This is a genomic window from Pseudomonas sp. FBCC-B1667 (assembly GCF_059133255.1).
The window spans coordinates 6691432-6715579 of the sequence record NZ_CP101437.1; the positions used below are offsets into that span (position 1 = coordinate 6691432).

20 protein-coding genes and 3 pseudogenes are annotated in these 24148 nt (G+C 59.8%); 15 read left to right on the top strand and 8 right to left on the bottom strand.

What is annotated here, in order from left to right; translation table 11 throughout:
- Positions 1 to 16: 16 nt before the first annotated feature.
- Positions 17 to 1951, bottom strand: coding sequence for a RecQ family ATP-dependent DNA helicase (locus tag NL116_RS30915; RefSeq protein WP_494375348.1), 1935 nt, complete (start codon positions 1949 to 1951; stop codon positions 17 to 19).
- A 721-nt stretch (positions 1952 to 2672) separates the two neighbouring features.
- Here NL116_RS30915 and NL116_RS30920 point away from each other — a divergent pair.
- From NL116_RS30920 to NL116_RS30930, 3 genes and pseudogenes are all read left to right on the top strand, one after another.
- Positions 2673 to 2960, top strand: a complete 288-nt coding sequence (locus tag NL116_RS30920; protein ID WP_494375349.1) for a hypothetical protein — start codon at positions 2673 to 2675, stop codon at positions 2958 to 2960.
- A 364-nt stretch (positions 2961 to 3324) separates the two neighbouring features.
- Entirely contained in the window at positions 3325 to 3678 is a 354-nt protein-coding gene (locus NL116_RS30925) for a DUF1493 family protein (protein ID WP_494375350.1), read from the top strand.
- 43 nt (positions 3679 to 3721) lie between these two features.
- A pseudogene (locus NL116_RS30930) lies at positions 3722 to 3928 on the top strand (EamA family transporter); the annotation flags it as partial.
- 90 nt (positions 3929 to 4018) lie between these two features.
- On the opposite strand, the gene NL116_RS30935 reads toward NL116_RS30930, so the two are convergent.
- Both NL116_RS30935 and hslO read right to left on the bottom strand, forming a co-directional pair.
- Complete coding sequence (locus tag NL116_RS30935; protein ID WP_494375351.1) at positions 4019 to 5560, bottom strand: phosphoenolpyruvate carboxykinase; 1542 nt, start codon at positions 5558 to 5560, stop codon at positions 4019 to 4021.
- A gap of 180 nt (positions 5561 to 5740) precedes the next feature.
- A complete protein-coding gene (gene hslO, locus NL116_RS30940; protein ID WP_494375352.1) occupies positions 5741 to 6643 on the bottom strand; it encodes an Hsp33 family molecular chaperone HslO in 903 nt (300 codons plus the stop codon).
- A gap of 77 nt (positions 6644 to 6720) precedes the next feature.
- On the opposite strand from hslO, the pseudogene NL116_RS30945 reads away from it, so the two are divergent.
- Positions 6721 to 6927, top strand: a pseudogene (locus NL116_RS30945) (phosphatase PAP2 family protein); the annotation flags it as partial.
- A gap of 116 nt (positions 6928 to 7043) precedes the next feature.
- On the opposite strand, the gene NL116_RS30950 reads toward NL116_RS30945, so the two are convergent.
- The gene (locus NL116_RS30950) at positions 7044 to 7451 is read right to left on the bottom strand and encodes an RNA-binding S4 domain-containing protein (protein WP_027922234.1); all 408 of its coding nucleotides are present in this window, start codon (positions 7449 to 7451) and stop codon (positions 7044 to 7046) included.
- 217 nt (positions 7452 to 7668) lie between these two features.
- On the opposite strand from NL116_RS30950, the gene rimB reads away from it, so the two are divergent.
- Positions 7669 to 8148, top strand: coding sequence for a retropepsin-like aspartic endopeptidase RimB (rimB, locus tag NL116_RS30955; RefSeq protein WP_007949200.1), 480 nt, complete (start codon positions 7669 to 7671; stop codon positions 8146 to 8148).
- Entirely contained in the window at positions 8145 to 9050 is a 906-nt protein-coding gene (gene rimK / locus NL116_RS30960) for a 30S ribosomal protein S6--L-glutamate ligase (protein WP_007949201.1), read from the top strand. The genes rimB and rimK overlap by 4 nt, the downstream gene beginning before the upstream one ends.
- Before the next feature lie 70 nt (positions 9051 to 9120).
- On the opposite strand, the gene NL116_RS30965 is transcribed toward rimK, so the two are convergent.
- The gene (locus tag NL116_RS30965; RefSeq protein ID WP_494375353.1) at positions 9121 to 10434 is read right to left on the bottom strand and encodes an ATP-binding protein; all 1314 of its coding nucleotides are present in this window, start codon (positions 10432 to 10434) and stop codon (positions 9121 to 9123) included.
- 103 nt (positions 10435 to 10537) lie between these two features.
- Positions 10538 to 11278: an osmolarity response regulator transcription factor OmpR gene (gene ompR, locus NL116_RS30970; RefSeq protein ID WP_494375354.1), complete on the bottom strand. Its 741-nt coding sequence runs from the start codon at positions 11276 to 11278 to the stop codon at positions 10538 to 10540.
- 361 nt (positions 11279 to 11639) lie between these two features.
- Between ompR and NL116_RS30975 the strand changes: the two genes are divergently transcribed.
- The 7 genes from NL116_RS30975 (at position 11640) to tauD (ending at position 20055) form a co-directional block, all read left to right on the top strand.
- Positions 11640 to 13964 carry a Tex family protein gene (locus tag NL116_RS30975; RefSeq protein WP_494375355.1) on the top strand — a complete coding sequence of 775 codons (2325 nt, stop codon included), beginning with the start codon at positions 11640 to 11642 and terminating at the stop codon, positions 13962 to 13964.
- Positions 13964 to 14347 carry a PaaI family thioesterase gene (locus tag NL116_RS30980; protein WP_104451219.1) on the top strand — a complete coding sequence of 128 codons (384 nt, stop codon included), beginning with the start codon at positions 13964 to 13966 and terminating at the stop codon, positions 14345 to 14347. Before NL116_RS30975 ends, NL116_RS30980 begins: the two co-directional genes overlap by 1 nt.
- Before the next feature lie 274 nt (positions 14348 to 14621).
- The gene (gene gshA / locus NL116_RS30985) at positions 14622 to 16205 is read left to right on the top strand and encodes a glutamate--cysteine ligase (RefSeq protein ID WP_494375356.1); all 1584 of its coding nucleotides are present in this window, start codon (positions 14622 to 14624) and stop codon (positions 16203 to 16205) included.
- 241 nt (positions 16206 to 16446) lie between these two features.
- Positions 16447 to 17424, top strand: a complete 978-nt coding sequence (gene tauA, locus NL116_RS30990) for a taurine ABC transporter substrate-binding protein (protein ID WP_494375357.1) — start codon at positions 16447 to 16449, stop codon at positions 17422 to 17424.
- Positions 17425 to 17440: 16 nt separating this feature from the next.
- On the top strand, positions 17441 to 18235 hold the full coding sequence (gene tauB, locus NL116_RS30995) for a taurine ABC transporter ATP-binding subunit (RefSeq protein WP_494375358.1): 795 nt from the start codon (positions 17441 to 17443) through the stop codon (positions 18233 to 18235).
- On the top strand, positions 18232 to 19065 hold the full coding sequence (tauC, locus tag NL116_RS31000) for a taurine ABC transporter permease TauC (RefSeq protein WP_494375359.1): 834 nt from the start codon (positions 18232 to 18234) through the stop codon (positions 19063 to 19065). The genes tauB and tauC overlap by 4 nt, the downstream gene beginning before the upstream one ends.
- Before the next feature lie 147 nt (positions 19066 to 19212).
- Positions 19213 to 20055, top strand: coding sequence for a taurine dioxygenase (gene tauD / locus NL116_RS31005; protein ID WP_494375360.1), 843 nt, complete (start codon positions 19213 to 19215; stop codon positions 20053 to 20055).
- A gap of 79 nt (positions 20056 to 20134) precedes the next feature.
- Here the strand turns inward: tauD and mgrA are convergent, their stop codons facing one another.
- Positions 20135 to 21172, bottom strand: coding sequence for an L-glyceraldehyde 3-phosphate reductase (mgrA, locus tag NL116_RS31010; protein WP_494375361.1), 1038 nt, complete (start codon positions 21170 to 21172; stop codon positions 20135 to 20137).
- A gap of 196 nt (positions 21173 to 21368) precedes the next feature.
- Between mgrA and NL116_RS31015 the strand changes: the two are divergent.
- Positions 21369 to 21659 (top strand): annotated as a pseudogene (locus NL116_RS31015) (SDR family oxidoreductase); the annotation flags it as partial.
- Positions 21660 to 21797: 138 nt separating this feature from the next.
- Positions 21798 to 22058 (top strand): hypothetical protein, encoded by a 261-nt coding sequence (locus NL116_RS31020; protein ID WP_494375362.1) that lies wholly within the window; start codon positions 21798 to 21800, stop codon positions 22056 to 22058.
- Positions 22059 to 22075: 17 nt separating this feature from the next.
- Here the strand turns inward: NL116_RS31020 and betT are convergent, their stop codons facing one another.
- Positions 22076 to 24031, bottom strand: coding sequence for a choline transporter BetT (gene betT, locus NL116_RS31025; RefSeq protein WP_177327593.1), 1956 nt, complete (start codon positions 24029 to 24031; stop codon positions 22076 to 22078).
- Positions 24032 to 24148: the final 117 nt, after the last annotated feature.

Consider the following 24148-nt stretch of genomic DNA (forward strand, 5'->3'; position numbering starts at 1 on the left):
CATTCAGCGGATGGATCTAAACCGGCAAATACGCCTCTGCCCATTCGCGCACTTCGGCATACGGATAATCTTCCAGCGCCGCAAACCCGGATATCGCTCGCGCCTTCAGCTTGGTAAACAGCGGCACGCTAATCCCGCAGAGGAAACGCGTCAGGCGATCGGCCGAAGGAGCGTTACCGGTGTGCTGTTCATGCCTGTGGATAAAGACACCACACAGCGCATCGAAATTTTTATCCACAAGCGGTGGTAATTCCGGCGGTGCTGGCAGTCTCGCTACATGACCGTGACACACCGAACAATGCCCACATTGTCGAGGCGCGTTTTCATCACCGAAGTACTCGGCCAAGCGATAGCCCAGGCAGTGGTCTGTAGCAAACAGGTCCAGCATGGCGTGAATCCGCGCGATCTCGGTACGCTCATGTTGTGTGAAATAAGCGTGCAGTTCGGCACTCAGGGCCTGACTGTCAAAGCTCGTTTGCAGCAGGCTGTACACCTCAGTCATCTGCTTGCTTTCTAGCTCGACCCAACCCTTCTCCTGGAAATAATCCAGTGCCTTGACCACCCGGTTGCGCTCCGCCTGATGTTGCTCGTACAGCGCATCGAAATTCACCGTGGCCCAGGTCCGTGCGCGGCTTGAGGTCTGGATGATCGCGGCGACGAAATCCTTGCGTTCACCCTCGAAGCGCGCAAGCAAGGCTTCCGGCTCCTGCAAATATTTGAACCGGTATTCGGCGTAGTACGCGTAGCGCGGGGCGATCAAACCACGCAGCTCCAATTGGACCAGCAACGTCTTGAGCGGCAATTGGCGGATGTTGCTCTGATCCGCCAATGGCCCCAACAAAAACTCCCACTGCCCCTCAGGCGTGGCGGCGAGCAGTTCATCGAGCACACAGCGAATCCCGTCCTGCTCAGGTGTGTCACCGTAGACGAAGTTTTCCAGCACGTTGAGGCTGTCGCGGTTAGCCAACACCAGGCAGTCGGACGGCTGACCGTCACGCCCCGCGCGGCCGATTTCCTGGCTGTAGTTTTCAATGGATTTGGGCAGGTCGAAATGCACCACGTTGCGGATGTCGCTCTTGTCGATCCCCATGCCAAACGCAATGGTGGCGACGATGCAATTGGACTGCCCGGCCATGAACCGCTTCTGGATCGCTTCCCGTTGATCGTGAGGCAAACCGGCGTGGTAGGCCTCGGCCTGAATACCGTTGCGCCCCAGATGTTCGGCGATGTGCTCAGCGGTTTTCTGCAGGGTGACGTAGACAATGCTTGGCTGATCGGGGCGTTCGCTCATCCACTCGACCAGGCGTCGGCGCTTGTCCTGACCGCGTACTGGCTCGACCAACAAGTTCAGGTTTGGCCGGTAAAAACCAGTGGTCACGACATCTTCCGGAGCGATGGCGAACTTGGCCTCCATGTCGACGATCACCTTGGGCGTAGCGGTCGCGGTCAGCAGTAGCGCTTGCGGAATATTGAATTGGCGCTGGTAGTCGGGCAGCTTGAGGTAATCGGGGCGAAAGTTGTGGCCCCACTCCGAGATGCAGTGCGCCTCGTCCACCACCAGCAGCGAGATGGGGACTTGCTGCAAGAAGTTGCGGAAGCGCTCGTTTTTCAGGCGCTCCACCGAGATCATCAAAATCTTCAGCTCGCCGGACTTGGCCCTGGTCATCACATCGCTGGCGTCATCACGACTCTGCGCCGAATCGATACTGCCGGCCGCAATGCCGTGGCGTTGCAGGAACGCCAATTGGTCCTGCATCAACGCCAGTAACGGAGACACCACCAGCGTGAGGTGCGGCAGCAACAGGGCTGGCAGCTGATAGCAAAGAGACTTGCCGGAACCAGTGGGGAAAATCGCCGCCGCCGAGCGCCCGGCCAGCACCGCGCTGACTGCCGCCTCCTGACCGGGACGAAACTGTGGATAACCGAAAACCTGTTCCAGGGTGTTATGCATAAGCTGTCACTCCGTTGACCGCCGCGAAGTCCAAAGCCTAGCCGGCAAACGCAGCGAGTCGAGAAAAGGTCGGGGACCAAAACGATACGGAATGATACAGCGTCCCCCACCGGGGCTTGGCCACAGAATGAAACAAACGAAACACTTTGTTCCTCGCAGTGCCGTTCACTCTGACGTTAAGGTCTTTCTCGCAAAACAACTGTCCGCGCACTCCACATCACGGCAGGACGCCTGATGGGCGCGGCATTTGAACAAGGAATGATCATGCTTCAAAAATCGATGTTTGCCGTTGCGCTGATCCTGACTTCCCTACTGTTGAGTGCCTGTGGCGGCCCCCCTACGGAGCCACCTTTGCTCGCGACGTGTGACACCCTGGAGTATTCGGCCCAACAAGCCTCGCGAACTTCCTGACAACTGCGGGTCAAGTGCCCCGGCTCTTGCTCGCCCACGCAGCATGAGCCGGGCTGATTCCCTTAAGCGTTGCACAGTCGATTTCGAAACATCCTACAGATTTTGACGCAGCCCTACCGAGGCTTGGAGCGCTGAGCCTGACAAACCCGTAGGAAATTCGCCTCCCAAGGGTATTGCTGAAAAAAACCTCGGGCCATGCGTAGGCAAAAGGCGACAACAGCAGTAAATCCCCTACAAACCCTGTCCATTTGCGCGGTATTGCGAGGCCTGGATGTACGCCCCTATAGTTTGCCGCGCCGCTGAAAACAGGATGAACCTCATGCAAGACCGCTATCGCCCACTCAAAACCAGTTACAGCGAAACACCCGTGTTGGTCATCGACACTGACGCAGATCCCCACGAAATACTCGACGCTGCCCGCCAACGCATCCGCGCCGCCAGCGGCCTGCTCGAAACCCTGCACTGCATTTGCTTCAAACACGGCGACGTCGAAGACATCCCCCACATCACCCACGCGCTATACCTGCTGACCCAGGACGGGTTCGACCTGATGCAAGTCGCGCAACACCGCATGATGGGCTGGAAAGCGCCTGCCTGACGCCGGCGTGAAGATCGTTCCGACGCTCTGCGGGGAAATGTCTCTACGGGCGCTCCGCGTTCGGCTCTTGGGAGCCAGAGCGTCCCGGGCTGCATTCCCACGCGGAGCGTGGGAACGATCAAATTCAGGAAAACAATGAGCACCTTTTTTGATGATCTACGGGAAAGCGTGCGGCAGATGGACGAAACCTCAAGAGGTGAGCGTCGGCCTTCCCGCGAATTCCAGATTGATGCACTACAAGGGCAAGCCAGGGAAAACCGGGATCGTTCCAAATGCCTTTGTCGAAGGCAAAAGCAGATCCACCCCTTCCCCCAAAGTCAGCCCCCCAATAAGATCCGCGCAAGCCCAACCAGACACCTGCGTAATGAACCTCGCCCCCAACTTCCCCGACGACCACACCATGCACCTGCTCATGCAGTTGCTGCACGAAGAACTCGGTCTGCCCGAACGCAAAACCATCAGCCTCGCCACCTCGATCAACTTCGACCTGGGTTGCGACGGTGCCGATGCGCGACATTTGATAGAAACGCTGGAAGAACAGTTCGGGATCGACTTCATCGACTACGACGGCTATCGCTACTTCCAACCCGAAGGCTACGATGTGTTCCTTAAACGCAAAGCCAAGGGACGTGGCAACAAACTGCCGCTGACCATTGCAATGCTCTATCAGGCCATCAAGGCTCAACGCTGGGACACTCAGACGCTGGAAGGCCTCTAACGTCCGCAGCGCACACCTATAAGGACATAGCGTGGACGTAGTGATGGATTTACTGGCTGCCGTGCTGTGGGGCGGTACGGATTTTCTGGTGGGCTCGAACGCCCGTGCGGTCGGCGTTATACGCGCGGTGTACGTCGGTCAGGCGTTGGGTTTCAGCATCATGAGCGTGCTGCTGATCGCCTTCCCTGTCTTTATTCTCAAATCATTGTCGGCATCGCTCGACGTGCTGGGTGTTGTGTTGGTCTTGGTCGGCGCGTTCGTGCTGTATCTGAAAACCTGAGACAGCGCCCACAAAAAAGCCGCCCCAAAGGGCGGCTTTCTCATGACATCAAACCAGCACTTACAACTTAGGCCCGGCAGCCTTGATCGCGTCGCTCACTTCAAATTTCTTGAAGTTCTCGACAAACAACCCGGCCAGCGCTTTCGCTGCTTCATCGTAAGCAGCCTTGTCAGCCCAGGTGTTACGTGGGTTCAAGAGGCCAGTCTCAACGCCCGGTACAACCAATGGCACGTCGAGGTTGATGGTGTCGAGGTGTTCGGTTTCAGCACCGATCAACGCGCCGCTCTGGATCGCTGCAATCACGCCACGGGTGGTCGGGATGTTGAAGCGCTTGCCAACACCGTAGCCGCCACCGGTCCAGCCGGTGTTGACCAGGTAAACCTTGGAGCCGAAGCCGCGGATGCGCTTGATCAGCAGCTCTGCGTATTCGCCAGCCGGGCGCGGGAAGAACGGGGCGCCGAAGCAGGTGGAGAAGGTCGACTTGATGCCGCTGCCGGAACCCATTTCGGTCGAGCCCACCAGAGCGGTGTAGCCGGACAGGAAGTGGTAGGCCGCTTGTTCTTCGCTAAGGATCGACACGGGTGGCAGCACGCCGGTCAGGTCGCAGGTCAGGAAGATCACAGCGTTTGGCTCGCCACCGAGGTTCTTCTCGGAACGCTTGGCAACGTGCTCCAGCGGATAGGCTGCGCGGCTGTTCTGGGTCAGGCTGACGTCAGCGTAATCGGCGTGCTTGGCATCGTCGATAACGACGTTTTCCAGAACTGCGCCGTGCTTGATGGCTTTCCAGATAACCGGCTCGTTCTTCTCGGACAAGTCGATGCACTTGGCGTAGCAACCGCCTTCGATGTTGAACACCACGCCCTCGCCCCAGCCGTGTTCGTCGTCACCGATCAGGTAACGGCTTTCATCGGCCGACAGGGTGGTTTTACCGGTGCCGGACAGACCGAAGAACAGGGTCACGTCGCCTGCTTCGCCGATGTTGGCAGCGCAGTGCATTGGCAGCACGTCGGAAGCCGGCAGCAGGAAATTCTGCACGGAGAACATGGCTTTCTTCATTTCACCGGCGTAACGCATGCCGGCGATCAGCACTTTCTTCTGAGCGAAGTTGATGATCACGCAACCATCGGAATTGGTGCCGTCACGCTCAGGCACGCATTCGAAGTTGGCGACGTTGAGCACTTGCCATTCATCACGGCCAGCCGGGTTGTACTGAGCCGGGTTGATGAACAGGCAACGACCGAACAGGTTCTGCCAGGCAGTCTGAGTGGTCATTTTTACGGCCAGGTAGTGATCGGCCGCCGCACCTACATGCACGTGGGAAACGAAATGCTCTTGCGCGTTGTTGAACGCCTCGACGCGATCCCACAGGGCATCGAACTTGTCGGCCGGGAACTTGCGGTTGATCGGCCCCCAGGCGATAGCAGCCTGGGTAGTCGGCTCGTCAACGATGAAACGGTCGACTGGCGAACGGCCGGTACGGTGACCAGTGCGAACAACCAGCGCGCCGGTATCGGCAAGCTCGCCTTCACCGCGATTCAGGGCTTCTTTAACCAGATCATCAACACTGAGATCGGTGTACACGGCGTTATTGGCTTGCGTCATGAGGTTCCCCATCGGCCAGTGGCCGAGTGCTCCAAACGTTTTGTAGTAGAAAGTCGTGCACTACTACCGCGAGAAAAAGTGGGCCGGATTATGCCAGAAAAGCCCAAAAAGAGTAGGGCCCTCCCGTCGTAACGGCGTAATACCGGCACTAACCAGTGAATTTACCTGCGCTGAACCGTTTTAGTGACGGGTATCTGACGGCGTATCGACGCCCGCTCCGGCGAACAATTGGGTCACATCGGCGGCGTCGAACAGGTAACGCTGATTGCAGAACTGGCAGTCGATCTCGATGTTGCCACCGTGTTCGACGACCAGATCCTGCGCATCCTCCACCCCCAGACTGACCAGGGCATTGGCCGAACGTTCGCGCGAGCAGCTGCAACGGAAGCGCAGTTTTTGTACATCGAACAGGCGCACCTGCTCTTCGTGATAGAGGCGATGGAGCACGGTTTCGTTGTCCAGGCTCAGCAGTTCATCGGCGGTCAGGGTGCTGCCCAGCGCCGTGAGGTGCTGCCAGTTGGCGGCGCGTTCTTCTTCGTCTTTCAAGCGGTCGGCAGGCAGTTGCTGCAGCAGCAGGCCACGGGCACGACGGCCATCGGCGTACAGCCAGAAGCGCGTACCGACCTGTTGGGACATGACGAAATAATTGGTGAAGCACTCGGAAAGGGTTTCGCCGTCGAGGTCGACGATGCCCTGGTAACGCTGACCATGGGTCGGGTCGACCGTCAGCGCCAGGACGCCGTTGGGCATCAGGTCGGCGAGCGTCGCATCAGGAGCGATCTGGTCGGCTTCGTATCGGGCCAGGCCGCGGATATCGCGCTCACTGGAGCACTCGATCATCAGCAGCGGGATCGGGCCGTCGGAACGGGCCTGAAGAATCAGCAAGCCATCGAACTTCAGCGCGCCAACCAGCAGCGAGGCGGCCGCCATCAGTTCGCCGAGCAGTTGCTGGACCGGTTCCGGATAGGCGTGCTTGGCCAGGACTTCGGCGTAGCTGAGCTCCAACGAGACCAGCTCGCCACGGGTGTCGCTGTCATCGAAGATGAAGCGTTGGGTGAAGTCGTTATCCGGTAGGTCGGTCATAGGTCTGGGTATCTGAATGGGTGACATTGGAGTTCAACGGTCAAAAATCGCGTGCGCTCGGCCATGGCCGGCATTTTATGAACAATCCGTGGTTGTTCCAAGCAAGGTGGAACGTCCGCCGGTTTGGGTTCTCGCGATTTTGCGTCTCTGGCACTGCCGGCCTTCTGGTTATGGCCTACAGGTCAGAGGCTGTGTGTGATTTTCGACGAGTGGCTGTTTGTCCGCTCGATGCGCCACTGGCGAATCACCCGATATGGTTGCTCGATCGGGCAATTGCAAGTCTTCCTGGGGATAAGGTGGCGTCAGGCGAGTGCTGCGCACTCGATCGCGGGCAAGCCACGCGCCCACAGTCAACCGTATATCCCTGTGGAAGCGGACTTGCCCGCGATGGCTGTATAACTCACTCGTCGTTGCTGCTGCCACGGAACTTGAACAGATCCCGGCGCTGCTTCTTGCTCGGCTTGCCATCGGTGGTCATCCCCAACGCACCCGCCTTGCGCTGGGCGGCGGCGTTTTCGCGTTTGGCGATACTGGCCTCGGTTTCGGCGTAGAGCGTCTGAGCCTCCGGCGCGCCACGACGCACGATCGACAGAGCCTGAACCACCACCGTGCGCTCTTCGAAACCTGCGCGAATCACAAATTCATCGCCTACTCTTGGCTCCTTGCCTGGCTTGCAGCGCTCACCCCGGCAATGCACCTTGCCGCTTTCAATCGCAGCCTTGGCCAAGGCTCGGGTTTTGTAAAAACGCGCAGCCCACAACCATTTATCGAGACGGACTTTGTCGTCCTCTTCGTTTTTTTGTGCCATGGGATTTCCTCATTCTGAAATATTGATGAACTGTACTACCGTTTCAGTCGTACCAAGAATTCCACCGGAGCGGATTACAATGCATGCATTCCAGAACCTCCTCGAAGGGCTGGAAATCCGGGCCGTAGATATCTGTCGCCTTTTAACCATTATTCTGCGTGAATACCGCGAATTCGGCCGCTTGCGGGCCTGTGCGGTTTCTACCGGTTGAGCAATTTTGAAGACATTTGATCATTTGACCGTTGTCGGTCTGCGCGAGTGGGTGGCGCTCCCGGATTTGGGAGTCGCGGGCCTGCGGGCAAAAATCGACACCGGCGCCAGTACCTCCAGCCTGCATGCCACCGACATCGAGCCTTTCGAGCGCGATGGCGAGCAGTGGGTCCGCTTCACCGCCCACTTGGGCACGGTGGTGCAATTGCGTCATCGACGCTGTGAAGCGCCGCTGGTGACGATGAAAACCATTAAAAGCTCCAATGGTCACGCGCAAAAGCGATACGTGGTCAGCACCACCCTGGCCCTCGGTGATCGGGTCTGGCGGGTCGAGTTCACGCTCGCCTGCCGCAAATCCATGCGTTATCGCCTGTTACTCGGTTCCAAAGCCCTGATTCACGGCCAACTGGTGGTCAATCCGGGCATCAAGTATGTACAAGACAAGCCGGTGTTCCCGGTATCTACCTCCTCCACAGGTGTTGCATGAAGATCGCTGTGCTGTCGCGGAACCCGCGTCTGTATTCCACTCGTCGTCTGGTTGAAGCCGGTACCGAGCGTGGCCATGAAATGGTGGTGATCGACACCCTGCGCGCCTACATGAACATTGCCAGCCACAAGCCGCAGATCCACTACCGCGGCAAGCCGCTGGAAGGGTTCGATGCGGTGATCCCCCGGATCGGTGCATCAGTAACGTTCTATGGCTGCGCGGTGTTGCGTCAGTTTGAAATGATGGGCGTTTTTCCGCTCAATGAATCGGTGGCCATTGCCCGCTCGCGGGATAAATTGCGCTCGCTGCAATTGCTGTCACGTCGCGGGATCGGTTTGCCGGTGACCGGGTTCGCGCACTCCCCGGATGACATTCCCGATCTGATCGACATGGTCAACGGCGCCCCGCTGGTGATCAAGGTGCTGGAAGGCACACAAGGCATTGGCGTGGTGTTGTGTGAAACCGCCACGGCGGCAGAGTCGGTGATCGAAGCGTTCATGGGCCTGAAGCAGAACATCATGGTCCAGGAATACATCAAGGAAGCCGGCGGTGCGGACATTCGTTGCTTCGTGGTCGGCGACAAGGTGATTGCGGCGATGAAGCGCCAGGCCAAGCCTGGGGAGTTTCGCTCCAACCTGCATCGAGGTGGCAGCGCCAGCCTGATCAAGATCACTCCTGAAGAGCGCATGACTGCATTGCGTGCGGCAAAAGTGATGGGCCTGGCCGTTGCAGGTGTGGATATCTTGCGCTCCAATCACGGGCCGCTGGTGATGGAGGTGAACTCGTCACCGGGCCTTGAAGGGATTGAGACCACCACCGGGAAGAACGTGGCAGGGATCATCATTGAGCATCTGGAGAAGAATGGCGGGCCGAATATGACGCGCACCAAAGGGAAAGGTTAAACCCTGAAATTTAGGGCGGCTGAAAGGCCGCCTTCGCGAGGGCCTTCAGCCCCAACCAAAGTATCAGCTGTTAAACCGCATCCCGAGGCAACATCAGCCCCAGCGGCAACCGCACCCGAGCTTCCAGCCCGCCACCGGAACGATTGCGCAGCTCAACATTCCCGCCATGCATCGAAGCGATCCGCTTCACGATCGCCAGACCCAACCCGGTTCCCTTGCCCCCCCTGGCACGGTCCCCCCGGGTGAACGGATTGAAGATCGCTTCCAGCTCGGAAGGATCAATCCCCGCTCCACGGTCCATGACACTCAGCACCACATACGGCGCGCTGGTATCCCCGGAGACATAGGCTGCCACCTCCACGCCGCTGCCCGCGTGGTGCAAGGCATTGCCAATCAGGTTGTTCAACAGGCGTTTCATCGACACCCGACGCAACGGAAACGGCTGGATAGGTTCCAGGCGCAGGCGTACCTTTTCTTCGTTCTGGTTATACGGCGCAGCGACTTCGCGAACCAGATCGCTCAAGTCCACTTCCTCCACCGACTCGTCACGGCCATCGCGTATGAACGCCAGGAACTGGTCGAGGATTGCGTCCATGTCTTCGATGTCGCGCACCATGTCGTCCGTCAAGTCGGTGCGATCGCCCATCAGTTCCAGCGACAGCCGCAAGCGGGTCAATGGCGTGCGCAAGTCGTGGGACACCCCCGCCAGCATCAATTCGCGCTCGCGTCCGGCCTGCTCGACGTCTTCGGCCATCTGGTTGAAGGCGCGATACACCTCGGTCATCTCACTCGGCGTATCGCTGATCGGCAGACGCACGCTGCGCCCCTGTCCGAGTTGTCTGGCGGCATACACCAGACGCTTCAATGGTTGATTGAGCTGACTGACAAAAATCCAGGCCGATGCAGTCGACAGCAAGCCAATGGCGAGGAACCAACCGAGCACGTTCCAGATTTTCTGGCCACGTAACGGATGCGGATACAGCGGCACTTTCAACCAGCCGTCACCCAGGCTCGGCGCCCGGACCCACAGCGCGGGTGGCGAGTGCATGCGTAATCGAACTTCGGTATCGGCGCCCAGTTCGGCCTGCATCTGCCGCTGGTAGATCTCGCTGTACGGCCAATGTTGCTCGCCCTCCGGCACACCGGCCCCCACTACCCGGATCAGGGTGGCGGCATCGGCTATTCTGGCGCGGTTTTCTTCGTCGGCGGCCCAATAGGCGCGCAGCGTCAGGGCGACGCCGTGGCTGTATTGACGGTCCACCAGCACGTCTTCGTTCATCAACAGATAAACCAGGGTCAGCGCCTTGGAAAACAGGACGACGATCAGCACCAGCCAAAGGGTGCGGGAGAAGAAGCTCTGGGGGAACCAAACGGGGGTTTTCATGGATAACCGCTACACACTTGCAGGAGCGAGCGATGCTCGCACATTGCGGATCGCGAGTCTGCGGACAACTTCGGCCGCCAGACCCGCTCCTACAAATCGCCGATCACTTGGTGGCGGCGCCATCCGGAACGAACACGTAGCCCACGCCCCAGACAGTCTGGATGTAACGCGGCTTGGACGGATCGGGTTCGATCATCCGGCGCAGACGGGAGATCTGCACGTCGATGGAACGCTCCAGGGCATCCCACTCGCGGCCACGGGCCAGGTTCATCAGTTTGTCGCGGGTCAATGGCTGACGCGCGTTCATGACCAATGCCTTGAGGACCGCAAACTCACCGGTGGTGAGCATGTGCACTTCGTCACCGCGCTTGAGTTCGCGGGTCGCCAGCGACAGTTCGTAATCACCGAAGGTCACGCTTTCGTCTTCGCTGCCCGGTGCACCCGGCACAGGCGTCGACTGACGACGCAGGACCGCTTTGACGCGGGCCATCAGCTCGTCCGGGTTGAACGGTTTGGCCAGGTAATCGTCGGCGCCCAGTTCCAGGCCCTTGATACGGCTCAGCTCGTCGCCCTTGGCGGTCAACATGATGATCGGGATTTGATTGTTTGCCGTGCGCAGGCGGCGGCAGGCGGTCAGGCCATCTTCGCCGGGCAACATCAGGTCGAGGACGACCAGGTTGAACACTTCGCGCGCCAGCAGGCGATCCATTTGCTCGGTGTTCGGAACGGCGCGGGCACGGTAGCCCTTGCTGACGAAAAAGCGTTCCAGCAGGCTGCTGAGCCCCGGATCGTCGTCAACAATAAGAATTTTTTCGCCTTCAGCAGTGTTTGCAGTGCTGCTCATTAGATGCTCCTTTGATCTCGGCGCGCATTATGGCGTAGCTGCCGTTATACGCACCGTGTGCATTGTTAGCAGATTTTTCCTCCACCGCCAGCAAACAGGCCATTGTCCGTCCAGGCTGCGATGCCCCCGAACGGCCGAACGCTGGTTATAATGCGCCGCCTTTTGTGTCAGGCAACGTCAGACAGGTACTACAGAGCGGCGCCATTTATTTCCCTGGTGTGCGCAGTAATTGTTCGATTTCACGGGTCAATGGGGTGCCCTTTGATCCAGGCAGCGGCGCAGGCCAGGCCGCTCAACCAGACTCGCAGAGCCTTTATTTCCGGGCCTGCGAGCCTGCTTTCACAATTTGTCAGGTGGTTTTATGGACAGCATCAACAGCCGCATCGCCGAGGAACTCGGTGTACGCCCACAACAGGTCGAAGCGGCCGTCGCGCTACTCGATGAAGGCTCTACCGTTCCCTTCATCGCCCGTTACCGGAAAGAAGTGACCGGCAGCCTCGATGACATCCAGTTGCGTCATCTGGAAGAGCGTCTGCGCTACCTGCGAGAACTCGACGAACGGCGCATCAGCATCCTCGCCAGCATCGAAGAGCAAGGCAAGCTGACCCCGCAACTCGAGCGCGACATCAAACTCGCCGACACCAAGACCCGCCTGGAAGACCTTTACCTGCCGTACAAGCAGAAGCGCCGCACCAAGGGCCAGATTGCCCTGGAAGCCGGCCTCGGCGAGCTGGCCGACGGTCTGTTCAACGACCCGACCCTGACCCCGGACACCGAAGCCGCACGCTTCATCAACGCCGAAAAAGGCGTGGCCGATGTCAAGGCAGCCCTCGAAGGCGCCAAGTACATCCTCATGGAACGCTTCGCCGAAGACGCCGGTTTGCTGGACAAACTGCGCAGCTACTTGAAGCAGGAAGCCACTCTCAGTGCCCGCGTCATCGCCGGCAAAGAAGAGGAAGGCGCCAAGTTCCGTGACTATTTCGAACACGACGAACCGCTGAAAAGCATGCCATCGCACCGCGCGCTGGCGATTTTTCGTGGCCGCAACGAAGGCATTCTGAGCTCCGCACTGAAAGTCGGCGACGAGCTGCCGGGCACCATGCACCCGTGCGAGGGCATGATCGGCCAGCAATTCGGCATCCAGAACCAGAATCGCGCCGCCGACAAATGGCTGGGTGAAGTGGTGCGCTGGACCTGGAAGGTCAAGCTCTACACCCACCTCGAAACCGACTTGTTGGGTGAACTGCGCGATGGCGCGGAAACCGAAGCGATCAACGTGTTCGCGCATAACCTGCACGACTTGCTGCTGTCGGCCCCGGCCGGCCCGCGCGCCACGCTGGGTCTCGACCCGGGCCTGCGCACCGGCTGCAAGGTCGCCGTGGTCGACGCCACCGGCAAGCTGCTGGATCACGCCACGGTTTACCCGCACGTGCCGCACAACAAGTGGGACCAGACCCTCGCGATCCTGGCCGCCCTGTGTGCCAAGCATTCGGTCGACCTGATCGCCATCGGCAACGGCACCGCCAGCCGTGAAACCGACAAGCTGGCCGCTGAGCTGATCAAGAAATACCCAGCCATGAAGATGACCAAGGTCATGGTTTCCGAGGCCGGCGCATCGGTTTACTCGGCATCCGAACTGGCTTCCAAGGAATTCCCGGACCTGGACGTATCGATCCGTGGCGCAGTATCGATTGCCCGTCGCTTGCAGGACCCACTGGCCGAGCTGGTGAAGATCGATCCGAAATCAATCGGTGTCGGCCAATACCAGCACGACGTGTCGCAGCTGAAACTCGCGCGCGGCCTGGACGCGGTGGTCGAGGACTGCGTGAACGCCGTGGGCGTCGATGTCAACACTGCCTCCGTGGCGCTGCTGGCCCGTATCTCCGGCCTCAACGCGACCCTGGCACAAAACATCGTCAGCCACCGTGACGAACACGGCGCGTTCAAAACCCGCGCCGCGTTGAAGAAAGTCGCACGCCTGGGTGAAAAAACCTTCGAGCAAGCCGCAGGCTTCCTGCGTGTGATGAACGGCGACAACCCGCTGGATTCGTCGGCCGTTCACCCGGAAGCCTATCCGCTGGTGCAGCGCATTGCCGCTGAGACCGACCGTGACATCCGCTCGTTGATCGGCGACGCGAGCTTCCTCAAGCGTCTTGATCCGAAGAAGTACACCGATGAAACCTTCGGTCTGCCAACGGTCACCGACATCCTGCAAGAGCTGGAAAAACCCGGGCGTGACCCGCGTCCCGAGTTCAAGACCGCCGAGTTCCAGGAAGGCGTCGAAGACCTCAAGGACCTCGAACTGGGCATGATCCTCGAAGGCGTCGTCACCAACGTGACCAACTTCGGCGCGTTCGTTGACATCGGCGTGCATCAGGACGGTTTGGTGCACATCTCTGCGCTTTCGGAGAAGTTCATCAAGGATCCACGTGAAGCGGTGAAGGCCGGTGATGTGGTGAAGGTGAAGGTCATGGAAGTCGACATCCCGCGCAAACGCGTGGGTCTGTCGATGCGCATGAGCGACACCCCGGGCGAGAAAATCGATGGCGCTCGCGGTGCACGCCCAGGGTCGGCACCACGCCCGTCCCAAAACAACGCACCGCGTAAAGAAACCACGGCAGCGGCCCCGGCCAACAACGCCATGGCTTCGTTGTTCGCCAACGCCAAACAGTTGAAGAAACGCTGATGGACATCCCTGCCGGGCTGACCGAAAGCGCTTTTTTCAAGCTGCTGGGGTGTCGCTTGCACAGCCTGGAAACCGGGGTGGCGCACGTCGCCCTGGCACTGGAGCCAGAGCTGCGCAATCGCGGCGGCAAGCTGCACGGCGGGGCTTTGTTCAGTCTGGTGGACATTGCCATGGGGCTGGCCTGTTCCAGCACCCACGGCTTTGATCAGCAGAGCGCGACCATCGAATGCAAGATCAACTACATTCGCGCCGTCTCAGACGGTGAAGTAATGTGCACGGCGCGGGTGATCCACCCGGGTCGCCGCACGTTGGTGGTCGAGGCCGACGTGATGCAAGGCGACAAACTGGTCGCAAAAGCACAAGGCACGTTCGCTGTCCTGTAGCTAGATGTCATCGATTTGAGTTAATTTCAGCGCAAAGCAACCTGTGGGAGCGAGCCTGCTCGCGATGAGGGAGTGTCAGTCAACCTATTCGTCGTCTGACACACCGCCATCGCGAGCAGGCTCGCTCCCACAGGGATTGTGCAATTCCTGACTGACCGGCATTAGGCCTGTGCGGCTCGAAAAAACCAGGCGAAAACGCCAGTTTTAACTTCACCCTTGTAGACCGTCTTGCCCACCCCCATATTGGGGCGACTGACGCGTGAAGGAATCCAACTTGAGCGAACTTCTCAACCGCCGCCTGGCCCTGCTTGGCGAGCGCGCTAACCTCTCTCTGCTCGAACAGTGCCTTCACGGCATCGAACGTGAATGCCTGCGCGTGACCGGCGAAGGTCGCCTGGCGCAAACGCCGCACCCGGAAGAATTGGGTTCCGCGCTGACCAACGAACAAATCACCACCGACTATTCCGAGTCGCTGCTGGAGTTCATCACGCCCGCCCTGCCCGATCCGGCAGACACGCTGGCGAGCCTGGACAAGATCCATCGCTTTGCCTACAGCAAGCTCGGCAACGAGCTTCTGTGGAGCCCCTCGATGCCGTGCCCGTTGCCGGCCGAGGAAGACATCCCGATCGCCTATTACGGCACGTCCAACATCGGACAGCTCAAATATGTGTACCGCAAGGGCCTGGCCCTGCGGTATGGCAAGACCATGCAGTGCATTGCCGGGATCCACTACAACTTTTCCCTGCCGGAAAAGCTCTGGCCGCTGCTCAAGGCGTCGGAAGGCTTTGTCGGCACCGACCGCGACTATCAGTCCTCGGCCTACATCGCGCTGATCCGTAACTTCCGCCGCTACAGCTGGCTGCTGATGTACCTGTTCGGCGCCTCGCCTGCGCTGGACGCCGGATTCCTGCGCGGTCGTTCGCACCAGTTGGAACAACTGGACCCGGACACCTTGTACCTGCCGTACGCCACCAGCCTGCGCATGAGCGACCTGGGTTACCAGAGCAACGCCCAGGCTGGTCTGACGCCGTGCTACAACGACCTGTCGAGCTACACCGACAGCCTGCGCAAAGCGGTCGCCACGCCGTATGCGCCGTACGTTGAAGTCGGCACGCACAAGGACGGTGAGTGGGTTCAGCTCAACACCAACATCCTGCAGATCGAAAACGAGTACTACTCCAACATCCGCCCGAAACGCGTGACCTATACCGGTGAACGGCCGATTCAGGCGCTGGTGGCCCGTGGCATTCAGTACGTTGAAGTGCGTTGCCTGGACATCAACCCGTTCCTGCCGATGGGCGTCGACCTTACCGAGTCGCGCTTCCTCGACGCGTTCCTGCTGTATTGCGCCCTGAACGACAGCCCGTTGTTGACCAATACCTCTTGCAGCAACGCCACCTCCAACTTCCTCAGCGTGGTCAAGGAAGGTCGCCGTCCGGGCCTGCAATTGCACCGCAACGGTCAGCCGGTGGACCTGAAAGAGTGGGCCAGCGAGTTGTTGGAGCAGATTGCGCCACTGGCTGCGATGCTCGATCAGAGCCAGGGTGGCGATGCTCATAGCAAGGCGCTGGATACGCAGTTGGCCAAGGTCAAGGATCCGTCCCTGACGCCTTCTGCTCAGGTGCTCGCGGCCATGGCCGAGCACAAGGAAAGCTTTGCCCAGTTCTCTTTGCGTCAGAGCCGGGCGCATGCTGAGTTTTTCCGCAGCGAGCCTTTGAGTGTTGAAGACCAAGCGAAATTTGAAGCACTGGCACGTTCGTCGCTGGCAGCTCAGATCGAGCTGGAGCAGAACGAAGTCGGCGATTTCGATGTGTTTGTCGGGTCGTATCAGGCCAGTATTCTGGCGATCAGTAACTAACACCAACTTCTGTCCTTGATCGTTCCCACGCTTGGCGTGGGAACGCCTCAAAGGACGCTCCTTGTCCAGGTGACGCGGAGCGTCACGGGCTGCATTCCCCTGCGGGGCGTGGGAACGATCAGTGGAAGGCATAGCGTTTTCCACACATAAGCTCATTCGAAAAAGTTATTTATTTTCGTATTCTTAGATCATTTAGTCTCCTTTCACGCCGACTCTCGGTCGCCTGACAAGGAGCTTCCCAATGAAACTGCATTTCCCTCTTCGCTTCCTGGCGGCCGCCTCTTTGGCCGCAGCGAGCTTCTTTGCCCAGGCGGCTGACGTCACCGTCGCCTACCAGACAACCGTGGACCCGGCGAAAGTCGCCCAAGCCGACGGCGCGTACGAAAAAGCCACCCACGCCAAAATCGACTGGCGCAAATTCGACAACGGCGCCGACATCATCGCCGCCATTGCCTCCGGCGACGTGCAGATCGGCTACCTGGGCTCCAGCCCTCTGACCGCTGCGATCACCCGCAAAGTCCCAGTCGAAACCTTCCTCATCGCCACCCAGATCGGCGCCGCTGAAGCGCTGGTCGCTCGTGACGGTTCCGGGATCAAAACCCCACAGGACCTGATCGGCAAGAAAATCGCCGTGCCCTTCGTCTCCACTGGTCACTACAGCCTGCTCGCCGCGTTGAAGCACTGGAACATCGATCCATCGAAAGTCACTGTGCTCAACCTCGCGCCACCAGCGATCATTGCCGCGTGGAAACGCGGTGACATCGACGCTACTTACGTGTGGGACCCAGCCCTTGGCGTGGCGAAGGAAAACGGCAAAGTGCTGATCACTTCGGGTGAACTGGCCAAGTTTGGCGCGCCGACCTTCGATGCCTGGATCGTGCGCAAAGACTTCGCCGAGAAGCACCCGGAAATCGTCACCGCGTTCGCCAAAGTGACCCTGGATGCCTACGCCGATTACCGCAAAGACCCGCAAGCCTGGCTCGCCAATCAATCCAACGTCGACAAACTGGTGAAGCTGTCCGGTGCCAAGGCCAGCGACATTCCGCTGCTGCTGCAAGGCAACGTCTACCCGCTCGCCGCTGATCAAGTGATCACCCTCGGCGCGCCGACCACCAAAGCCATTACCGACACCGCCACGTTCCTCAAGGAACAAGGCAAGGTCGAAGCCGTGCTGCCGGACTACGCGCCGTATGTCAGCGCCAAGTTCATCACCAACTGATCGGGAGTTAACCGCGATGGCCTTGCTACAGCTGGAGCGCATCAGCGCACAGTACCCCGGCAGCCCGGAACCGGTACTGGCGGATATTTCCCTGAGCCTTGGGCCCCAGCAATTGCTGGTCGCCCTCGGCCCGTCCGGCAGTGGCAAGACTTCGCTGTTGAACCTGATTGCCGGTTTTGTCGAGCCAAGCGCCGGGCGCATCACCCTCGACGGCGTGCCGGTCAACGGCCCGAGCGCCGAGCGCGGCGTGGTGTTTCAGGACGACGCATTACTGCCTTGGCAGGATGTGCTGGCCAACGTCGGATTCGGTCTGGAACTGGCCGGCGTTTCCCGGGAGAAACGCGAAATTCGCGCTCGGGAAATGCTCGCACTGGTCGACCTGACCGGATTCGAAAACCGTCGCATCTGGCAGCTCTCGGGCGGTCAGAAGCAACGTGTCGGCCTCGCTCGCGCATTGGCCGCCGATCCTCGTGTCTTGCTCATGGACGAGCCCTTCGGCGCCCTCGACGCCTTCACACGCGAACAGATGCAAGCGTTGCTGCTGCAAGTCTGGCAGCGCACCGCCAAACCCGTATTCCTGATTACCCATGACATTGAAGAGGCCGTGTTCCTCGCCACCGACCTGATTCTGCTGGCGCCGAATCCGGGACAAATCGTCGAGCGTCTGAGCCTGGATTTCGGTCAGCGTTACGCCGCGGGTGAGTCGGCCCGAGCCATCAAGTCCGACCCACGCTTTATCGAAACCCGCGAACACGTACTCGCCAAAGTGTTCTCCCAACGCAGCGCCGCCACGCGGCAGGAGCGCGCATGAGCAGCTATCAAATTCCGGCCATCGCGGTGAAACCCGGCTCGACTGTGATTCCGGTTCGCCGCAGTTTGAGCACCCGCTGGATCAGCGTACTGACACTGGTCACCCTCGTTGCCCTCTGGTGGGCCGTCACCGCCACGGGGATGATCGAACCGCTGTTCCTGCCGCCGCCGTCCTCCGTGTTGCAAAAGAGCTGGCTGCTGGCGACCACGGGGTACATGGATTCGACGTTGTGGCAGCATTTGGGCGCGAGCCTCAGCCGCATCGGTCTGGGCCTGGGCTTTGCCGTGTTGACGGCGGTGCCGGTTGGCATCGCCATCGGTCATAACCGCATCGCGCGTGGCGTCCTCGATCCGCTGATCGAGTTCTACCGGCCGATTCCGCCGCTGGCCTATTTGCCACTGATCGTGATCTGGTGTGGCATCGGTGAGTTGTCGAAAGTCTTGCTGATTTACCTGGCGATTTTCGCCCCGATTGCCATCGCCACCGCCACCGGCGTGCGCACCGTTGACCCGGCCAAATTACGTGCAGCGCAGTCGCTGGGGGCGACCCGGGCGCAGTTGATTCGTCATGTGATTCTGCCGAGTGCCTTGCCGGATATTTTGACCGGCGTGCGCATCGGGCTGGGCGTGGGCTGGTCGACACTGGTCGCCGCCGAATTGATCGCCGCCACCAGCGGGTTGGGCTTCATGGTGCAGTCGGCCGCGCAGTTCCTGGTCACCGATGTGGTGGTGCTGGGGATTCTGGTGATTGCGCTGATTGCCTTCGCCATGGAAATGGGCTTGCGTGCCCTGCAACGCAAACTGGTGCCATGGCACGGCCAGGCTCACTGAACCGTTGCCTGGTGAAAAAACCCTGTGGGAGCGAGCTTGCTCGCGATGACGGTTGGACATTCAACACAGGTGTCGCCTGACAGTCCGCTATCGCGAGCTAGCTCGCTTCCACAAAAAGCACGCCCCCCGAATTTGAAGAGAACCACCATGAGCCAGTTGACCATCGTTCCTTTAAGCTCCGCCCTCGGCGCACAGATCAGCGGCATCGACATCAGCCAGCCGCTGCTCCCGGAACAACGCAACGCCATCGAACAAGCGCTGCTCAAGCATCAAGTGCTGTTTTTCCGCGACCAGCCGATCACCCCACAACAGCAAGCACGATTCGCCGCCCATTTCGGCGACCTGCACATCCACCCCATCTACCCGAATGTGCCGGAACAGCCGGAAGTGCTGATCCTCGACACCGCCGTCACCGACGTGCGCGACAACGCGATCTGGCACACCGACGTAACCTTCCTGCCGACCCCGGCCATGGGCGCGGTACTTAGCGCCAAGCTGCTGCCGGAATTCGGTGGCGACACGTTGTGGGCCAGCGGGATTGCTGCCTATGAAGCGCTGTCGGCGCCGATGAAAACCTTGCTTGAAGGGCTGACTGCGACTCACGATTTCACTCGTTCGTTCCCACTTGAGCGCTACGGCAATACGCCTGAAGCGTTGGCTCAATGGGAAGAAGCGCGGCGCAAGAACCCGCCGTTATCGCACCCGGTGATTCGCACCCACCCGGTGAGCGGACGCCGCTCATTATTCGTCAACGAAGGCTTCACGTCGAAGATCAATGAACTGTCGGACACCGAAAGCGAAGCGATTTTGAAGTTTTTGTTTGCCCACGCAACACGGCCGGAATTCACCATTCGTTGGCGCTGGCAGAAGGATGACGTGGCGTTTTGGGATAACCGCGTGACACAGCATTACGCGGTGGATGACTACCGCCCGGCGCGGCGGGTGATGCAGCGGGCGACGGTGTTGGGGGATGTGCCGTTTTTTCGGTGATTCCTGAACTCCACGGTGATTGATATGGCCCCTTCGCGAAGGCGATGTAACAGGCGCCAAATAATCCAGCGCCAAACGCTTATTCAGCCGTCGAAGGCTTCTCCCAAAGATTAATCCCGCCTTCCTGGGCAAACCGGTCAATCTCCGCCAGTTCCTCTGCGCTAAAGCTCAAATTCTTCAACGCCCCGACGTTCTCGATGATCTGCTCCGGCCGGCTCGCGCCGATCAGCGCCGAGGTCACTCGCGGATCACGCAACGTCCACGCCAACGCCAGTTGCGCCAGGCTCTGCCCACGGCGCTTGGCGATTTCGTTGAGCCCACGCACATGCGCAATGTTGTCCTCGGACAGGTGCGAGGACTGCAACGAACCACCGCCCGGACGATTGACCCGCGCATCTTTCGGAATGCCGTTGAGGTACTTATCGGTCAGCAGCCCCTGCGCCAACGGCGTGAAAGCAATCACGCCAGTGCCGAGTTCGTCGGTGACGTCCAGCAGATCCTTTTCAACCCAGCGATTGAGCAGGTTGTAGGCCGGCTGATGAATCAGCAGCGGCACTTTCCATTCTTTCAACAGTGCTGCCATTTCACGGGTTTTCACCCCCGAATACGACGAGATACCGATGTACAACGCCTTGCCTTGTTGCACAGCCGTGGCCAGTGCGCTGGCTGTTTCTTCCAGCGGGGTGTCCGGGTCGAAACGGTGGGAGTAGAAAATGTCCACGTAATCCAGGCCCAGGCGCTGCAGACTCTGATCCAGGCTGGCCAGCACGTATTTGCGCGAACCACCGCCCTGCCCGTAAGGCCCTGGCCACATGTCCCAGCCAGCCTTGCTGGAGATGATCAGCTCGTCGCGATGCTGCTTGAAGTCTTCACGCAGCAAACGCCCGAAGTTGATCTCGGCACTGCCGTACGGCGGGCCATAGTTGTTGGCCAGGTCGAAGTGGTTGATGCCCAGGTCGAACGCCGTGCGCAACAACGCGCGCTGGGTGTCGATCGGCGTGGTGTCACCAAAGTTGTGCCACAGGCCCAGGGACAGCGCCGGCAGCACCAGACCGCTGCGACCCACGCGGCGGTAAGGAATGGAATCGTAGCGGTTTTCGGCAGCGGTGTAGGTCATCGAATCCTCTCTTGTCGGTCTTGAACGTGGTATCGACTGCTTCGCAAGTTGCCCAGCATACGCCCAGACAAACGCCGATAAACCTCGGACTCGAGAAAATGCTGAATCGTTTCACAGATTTCTGATCTGACCGCCTACCCCGCCCCCGCCAACACCTCCCCCAACCAATCCACAACCACCTGAACCCGTGGTGACATACGCGGTGTACATCGCCAGCAAAGCAGCGGTGGAATCGTTAACCCAAGTGTTTGCCAAGGAAATGCGCGGGCGCAACATCACCGTGAATGCCGTGGCGCCGGGCACGGTGACCAACGAGTTGTTTTTGCACGGAAAGAGTGAGGAACAGATTCAGAACTTCGCCAAGATGCCACCGCTGGAGCGCCTGGGTCAGCCAGAGGATATTGCTCGGGTGGTGTCGCTTCTGGTCGGGCCGGATTCGGCCTGGGTCGACGGGCAGATTTTGCGCGCTAATGGTGGGTGGGTTTAACTAAGCTCAAACTGACACCGCAGCGACCCGAATCGCGAGCAGGCTCACTCCTGCAAGGATCGTAGTGAGCCCTGTAGGAGTGGGTCTGCTCGCGATAGCGGTTTATCAGGCAACACACAACGACCAGGTGAACCCACCATGCACACAGCCATCATCATCACCTTCGGCCTGGCCCTCCTCGCCCTGATGCTGTTCATCGGCGAGAAAATCGGCTTCAGCCGCCAGACCCTGACCTACAGCTTCGTGCTCCTGTGGCTGGCGCTGACTGTGATCAACGGCGCCATCGGCGTGGTCACTGCCGGCCAGTCCTTGAGCTCGGAGCTGGGCATCGGCACGGTGGTGTTCAGTGTGCCGGTGGCGGCGCTGGTGCTGTTCATGGTGTTGAGCGTCGAGGCCTGAAAACAGGCCCCGCTTTGCTAACGTACCAAATGCAAAAACTGCAGATGCCGTTCGTACTGGTCAAGGATGTCATTGATGATCTGGTCCTTGGTGTAACCCACCAGGTCGTAATCTTGACTGCCCTCGCTCAGATGCACTTCGGCCCGGTAGTAACGACGGTTGTTGAGCTGTTTGGAGCCCATGCCGCCGCGGGCAAACGATGGCGTAAAGTAACCGCGCATCTGCACCTGATAAATGAACGGATGCTCTTCACCGTGACCGATTTCCAGGCTGACGCTGTCGTTTACCGGGTCCGGTTGGGTGATCACGTTCAAACCCTTCTCGACGAACACCGCCGACACTTCCTCGATCGCCGGGCGCACCGTCGTATCGAGAAAACGGTACACCTCATCCCGGGACGGAAAATGCACCGCCTGGCTCAGGCGCTGACGCCAGCCACCGCGTCGTGAGCCGGCCACCGGCGCCAGGGAATGCAGTTGCGCGATCTGCTTCTGGGACTCCAGGTAGAACGCCTTGTGTAGCCCCCACATCATCAACAACAGGATCAGCGAGAACGGCAGCGAAGTCAGCACCACCGCCGACTTCAACGCATCGATGCTGCCGGAGAACAACAGCGCACTGGTCACCAGCGCGGTCATCGCGCCCCAGAACACCCGCAGCCATTTCGGCCCGTCTTCGTCCGGATTGCCACCCTTGGCGGACAATGTCGACAACACCACCGTGCCGGAGTCGGCCGAGGTGACGAAGAACACGAAGCTGATGAACACCGTCACGGCGATCACCGTTTTGCTCCACGGGTAAGTTTCCAGCAGCAAGTAGAGGGTCATCGACGGGTTGTCGATGGCCGACATGCCGAGCGCGCTCATGCCGTGGTTGAGCACTTGATCGATGGCGCTGTTGCCGAAGATCGACATCCACGCCAGGGTAAAACCGAGCGGGATCAGCAGCACGCCGAAGACGAATTCGCGGATGGTCCGGCCACGGGAAATCCGCGCGATAAACAGGCCCACGAACGGCGACCATGCGATCCACCAGGCCCAATAGAACACCGTCCAGCCGCCCAGCCAGTCGCTGGGTTTGTCGTAGGCGTACAGATCGAAACTCTTCATCGGCAAGGCGCCGAGGTAGTCGCCTATGTTCTGGATCAGCGTGTTCAACAGGTGCTGCGTGGGGCCGGCGAACAACACGAACAGCAGCAGCGCGCAGGCCAGCAGCATGTTGATGTCGGACATGACCCGCACGCCTTTATCGACGCCGGACACCGCGACGATGATCGCCGCGCCCATCATCAACGTGATCAGGCCGACCTGAATCCACTGCGTATGGGCGATGCCGAACAGGTAATCCAGCCCGGAGTTGAGGTGCAGCACGCCGAAGCCCATGTCGGCACCGAGGCCGAACACCGTGGCGATGATGCCGAAGCCGTCTACCGCGTAACCGATGGGGCCGTTGATGCGCTTGCCGATCAGCGGGTACAGCGCCGAACGCAGGGCCAGCGGCAGGTTGTGGCGGTAAGCGAAGTAGGCCAGCGCCATGCCGACAAATGCGAACACGCCCCAGCCATGCAGGCCCCAGTGCAGAAACAGAATCTGCATCGCCTGACGCGCAGCCTCGGGCGTACCGGCCGTGCCTTGAGGCGGTTGCGCCAGGTGGGTCAGCGGTTCGGACACGCAAAAGAAAAACAGCGTGATGCTGATCCCGGCGGCGAACAGCATGCCGGCCCAGGACAGGTAACTGAATTCGGGTTCGTCGTGGTCGGCACCGAGCTTGATCTTGCCGTAGCCGGACAAGGCGGTGACCACCACGAAGACCAGATACAGGGTCATCGCGAGCATGTAGTACCAGCCGACCGTATTGGCCGCCCAGTTTTGCGCCGCCAGCAGCCAGGCACCGGCCTGTTCAGGCATGGCGATAACGACAATGCCGAAGAGCAGAATAAAGCTCGCCGAGAAGTAGAACACCGGCGGGTTCATGCGGACCAGGCCGCTTGGAGGAAGGGACGATGCACTCATGAAACGTGCACCTCAAGGGGGTAAAACGTGGCTGTAGAAATCGGACTCAGCAAAGGCAAGCCTCCTGTTGTGAGCGGG

What these genes read in the sequence shown, in the direction of transcription:
- NL116_RS30980 (WP_104451219.1), top strand. Translation starts at nt 13,964, where the DNA reads ATGGACATCCCTGCCGGGCTGACCGAAAGCGCTTTTTTCAAGCTGCTG.
- ompR (WP_494375354.1), bottom strand. Translation starts at nt 11,278, where the DNA reads ATGAGCAGCACTGCAAACACTGCTGAAGGCGAAAAAATTCTTATTGTT.
- tauA (WP_494375357.1), top strand. Translation starts at nt 16,447, where the DNA reads ATGAAACTGCATTTCCCTCTTCGCTTCCTGGCGGCCGCCTCTTTGGCC.
- mgrA (WP_494375361.1), bottom strand. Translation starts at nt 21,172, where the DNA reads ATGACCTACACCGCTGCCGAAAACCGCTACGATTCCATTCCTTACCGC.
- rimK (WP_007949201.1), top strand. Translation starts at nt 8,145, where the DNA reads ATGAAGATCGCTGTGCTGTCGCGGAACCCGCGTCTGTATTCCACTCGT.
- NL116_RS30950 (WP_027922234.1), bottom strand. Translation starts at nt 7,451, where the DNA reads ATGGCACAAAAAAACGAAGAGGACGACAAAGTCCGTCTCGATAAATGG.
- betT (WP_177327593.1), bottom strand. Translation starts at nt 24,031, where the DNA reads ATGAACCCGCCGGTGTTCTACTTCTCGGCGAGCTTTATTCTGCTCTTC.
- tauC (WP_494375359.1), top strand. Translation starts at nt 18,232, where the DNA reads ATGAGCAGCTATCAAATTCCGGCCATCGCGGTGAAACCCGGCTCGACT.
- NL116_RS30920 (WP_494375349.1), top strand. Translation starts at nt 2,673, where the DNA reads ATGAACCTCATGCAAGACCGCTATCGCCCACTCAAAACCAGTTACAGC.
- tauD (WP_494375360.1), top strand. Translation starts at nt 19,213, where the DNA reads ATGAGCCAGTTGACCATCGTTCCTTTAAGCTCCGCCCTCGGCGCACAG.
- NL116_RS31020 (WP_494375362.1), top strand. Translation starts at nt 21,798, where the DNA reads ATGCACACAGCCATCATCATCACCTTCGGCCTGGCCCTCCTCGCCCTG.
- hslO (WP_494375352.1), bottom strand. Translation starts at nt 6,643, where the DNA reads ATGACCGACCTACCGGATAACGACTTCACCCAACGCTTCATCTTCGAT.
- NL116_RS30975 (WP_494375355.1), top strand. Translation starts at nt 11,640, where the DNA reads ATGGACAGCATCAACAGCCGCATCGCCGAGGAACTCGGTGTACGCCCA.
- NL116_RS30925 (WP_494375350.1), top strand. Translation starts at nt 3,325, where the DNA reads ATGAACCTCGCCCCCAACTTCCCCGACGACCACACCATGCACCTGCTC.
- NL116_RS30935 (WP_494375351.1), bottom strand. Translation starts at nt 5,560, where the DNA reads ATGACGCAAGCCAATAACGCCGTGTACACCGATCTCAGTGTTGATGAT.
- NL116_RS30965 (WP_494375353.1), bottom strand. Translation starts at nt 10,434, where the DNA reads ATGAAAACCCCCGTTTGGTTCCCCCAGAGCTTCTTCTCCCGCACCCTT.
- NL116_RS30915 (WP_494375348.1), bottom strand. Translation starts at nt 1,951, where the DNA reads ATGCATAACACCCTGGAACAGGTTTTCGGTTATCCACAGTTTCGTCCC.
- tauB (WP_494375358.1), top strand. Translation starts at nt 17,441, where the DNA reads ATGGCCTTGCTACAGCTGGAGCGCATCAGCGCACAGTACCCCGGCAGC.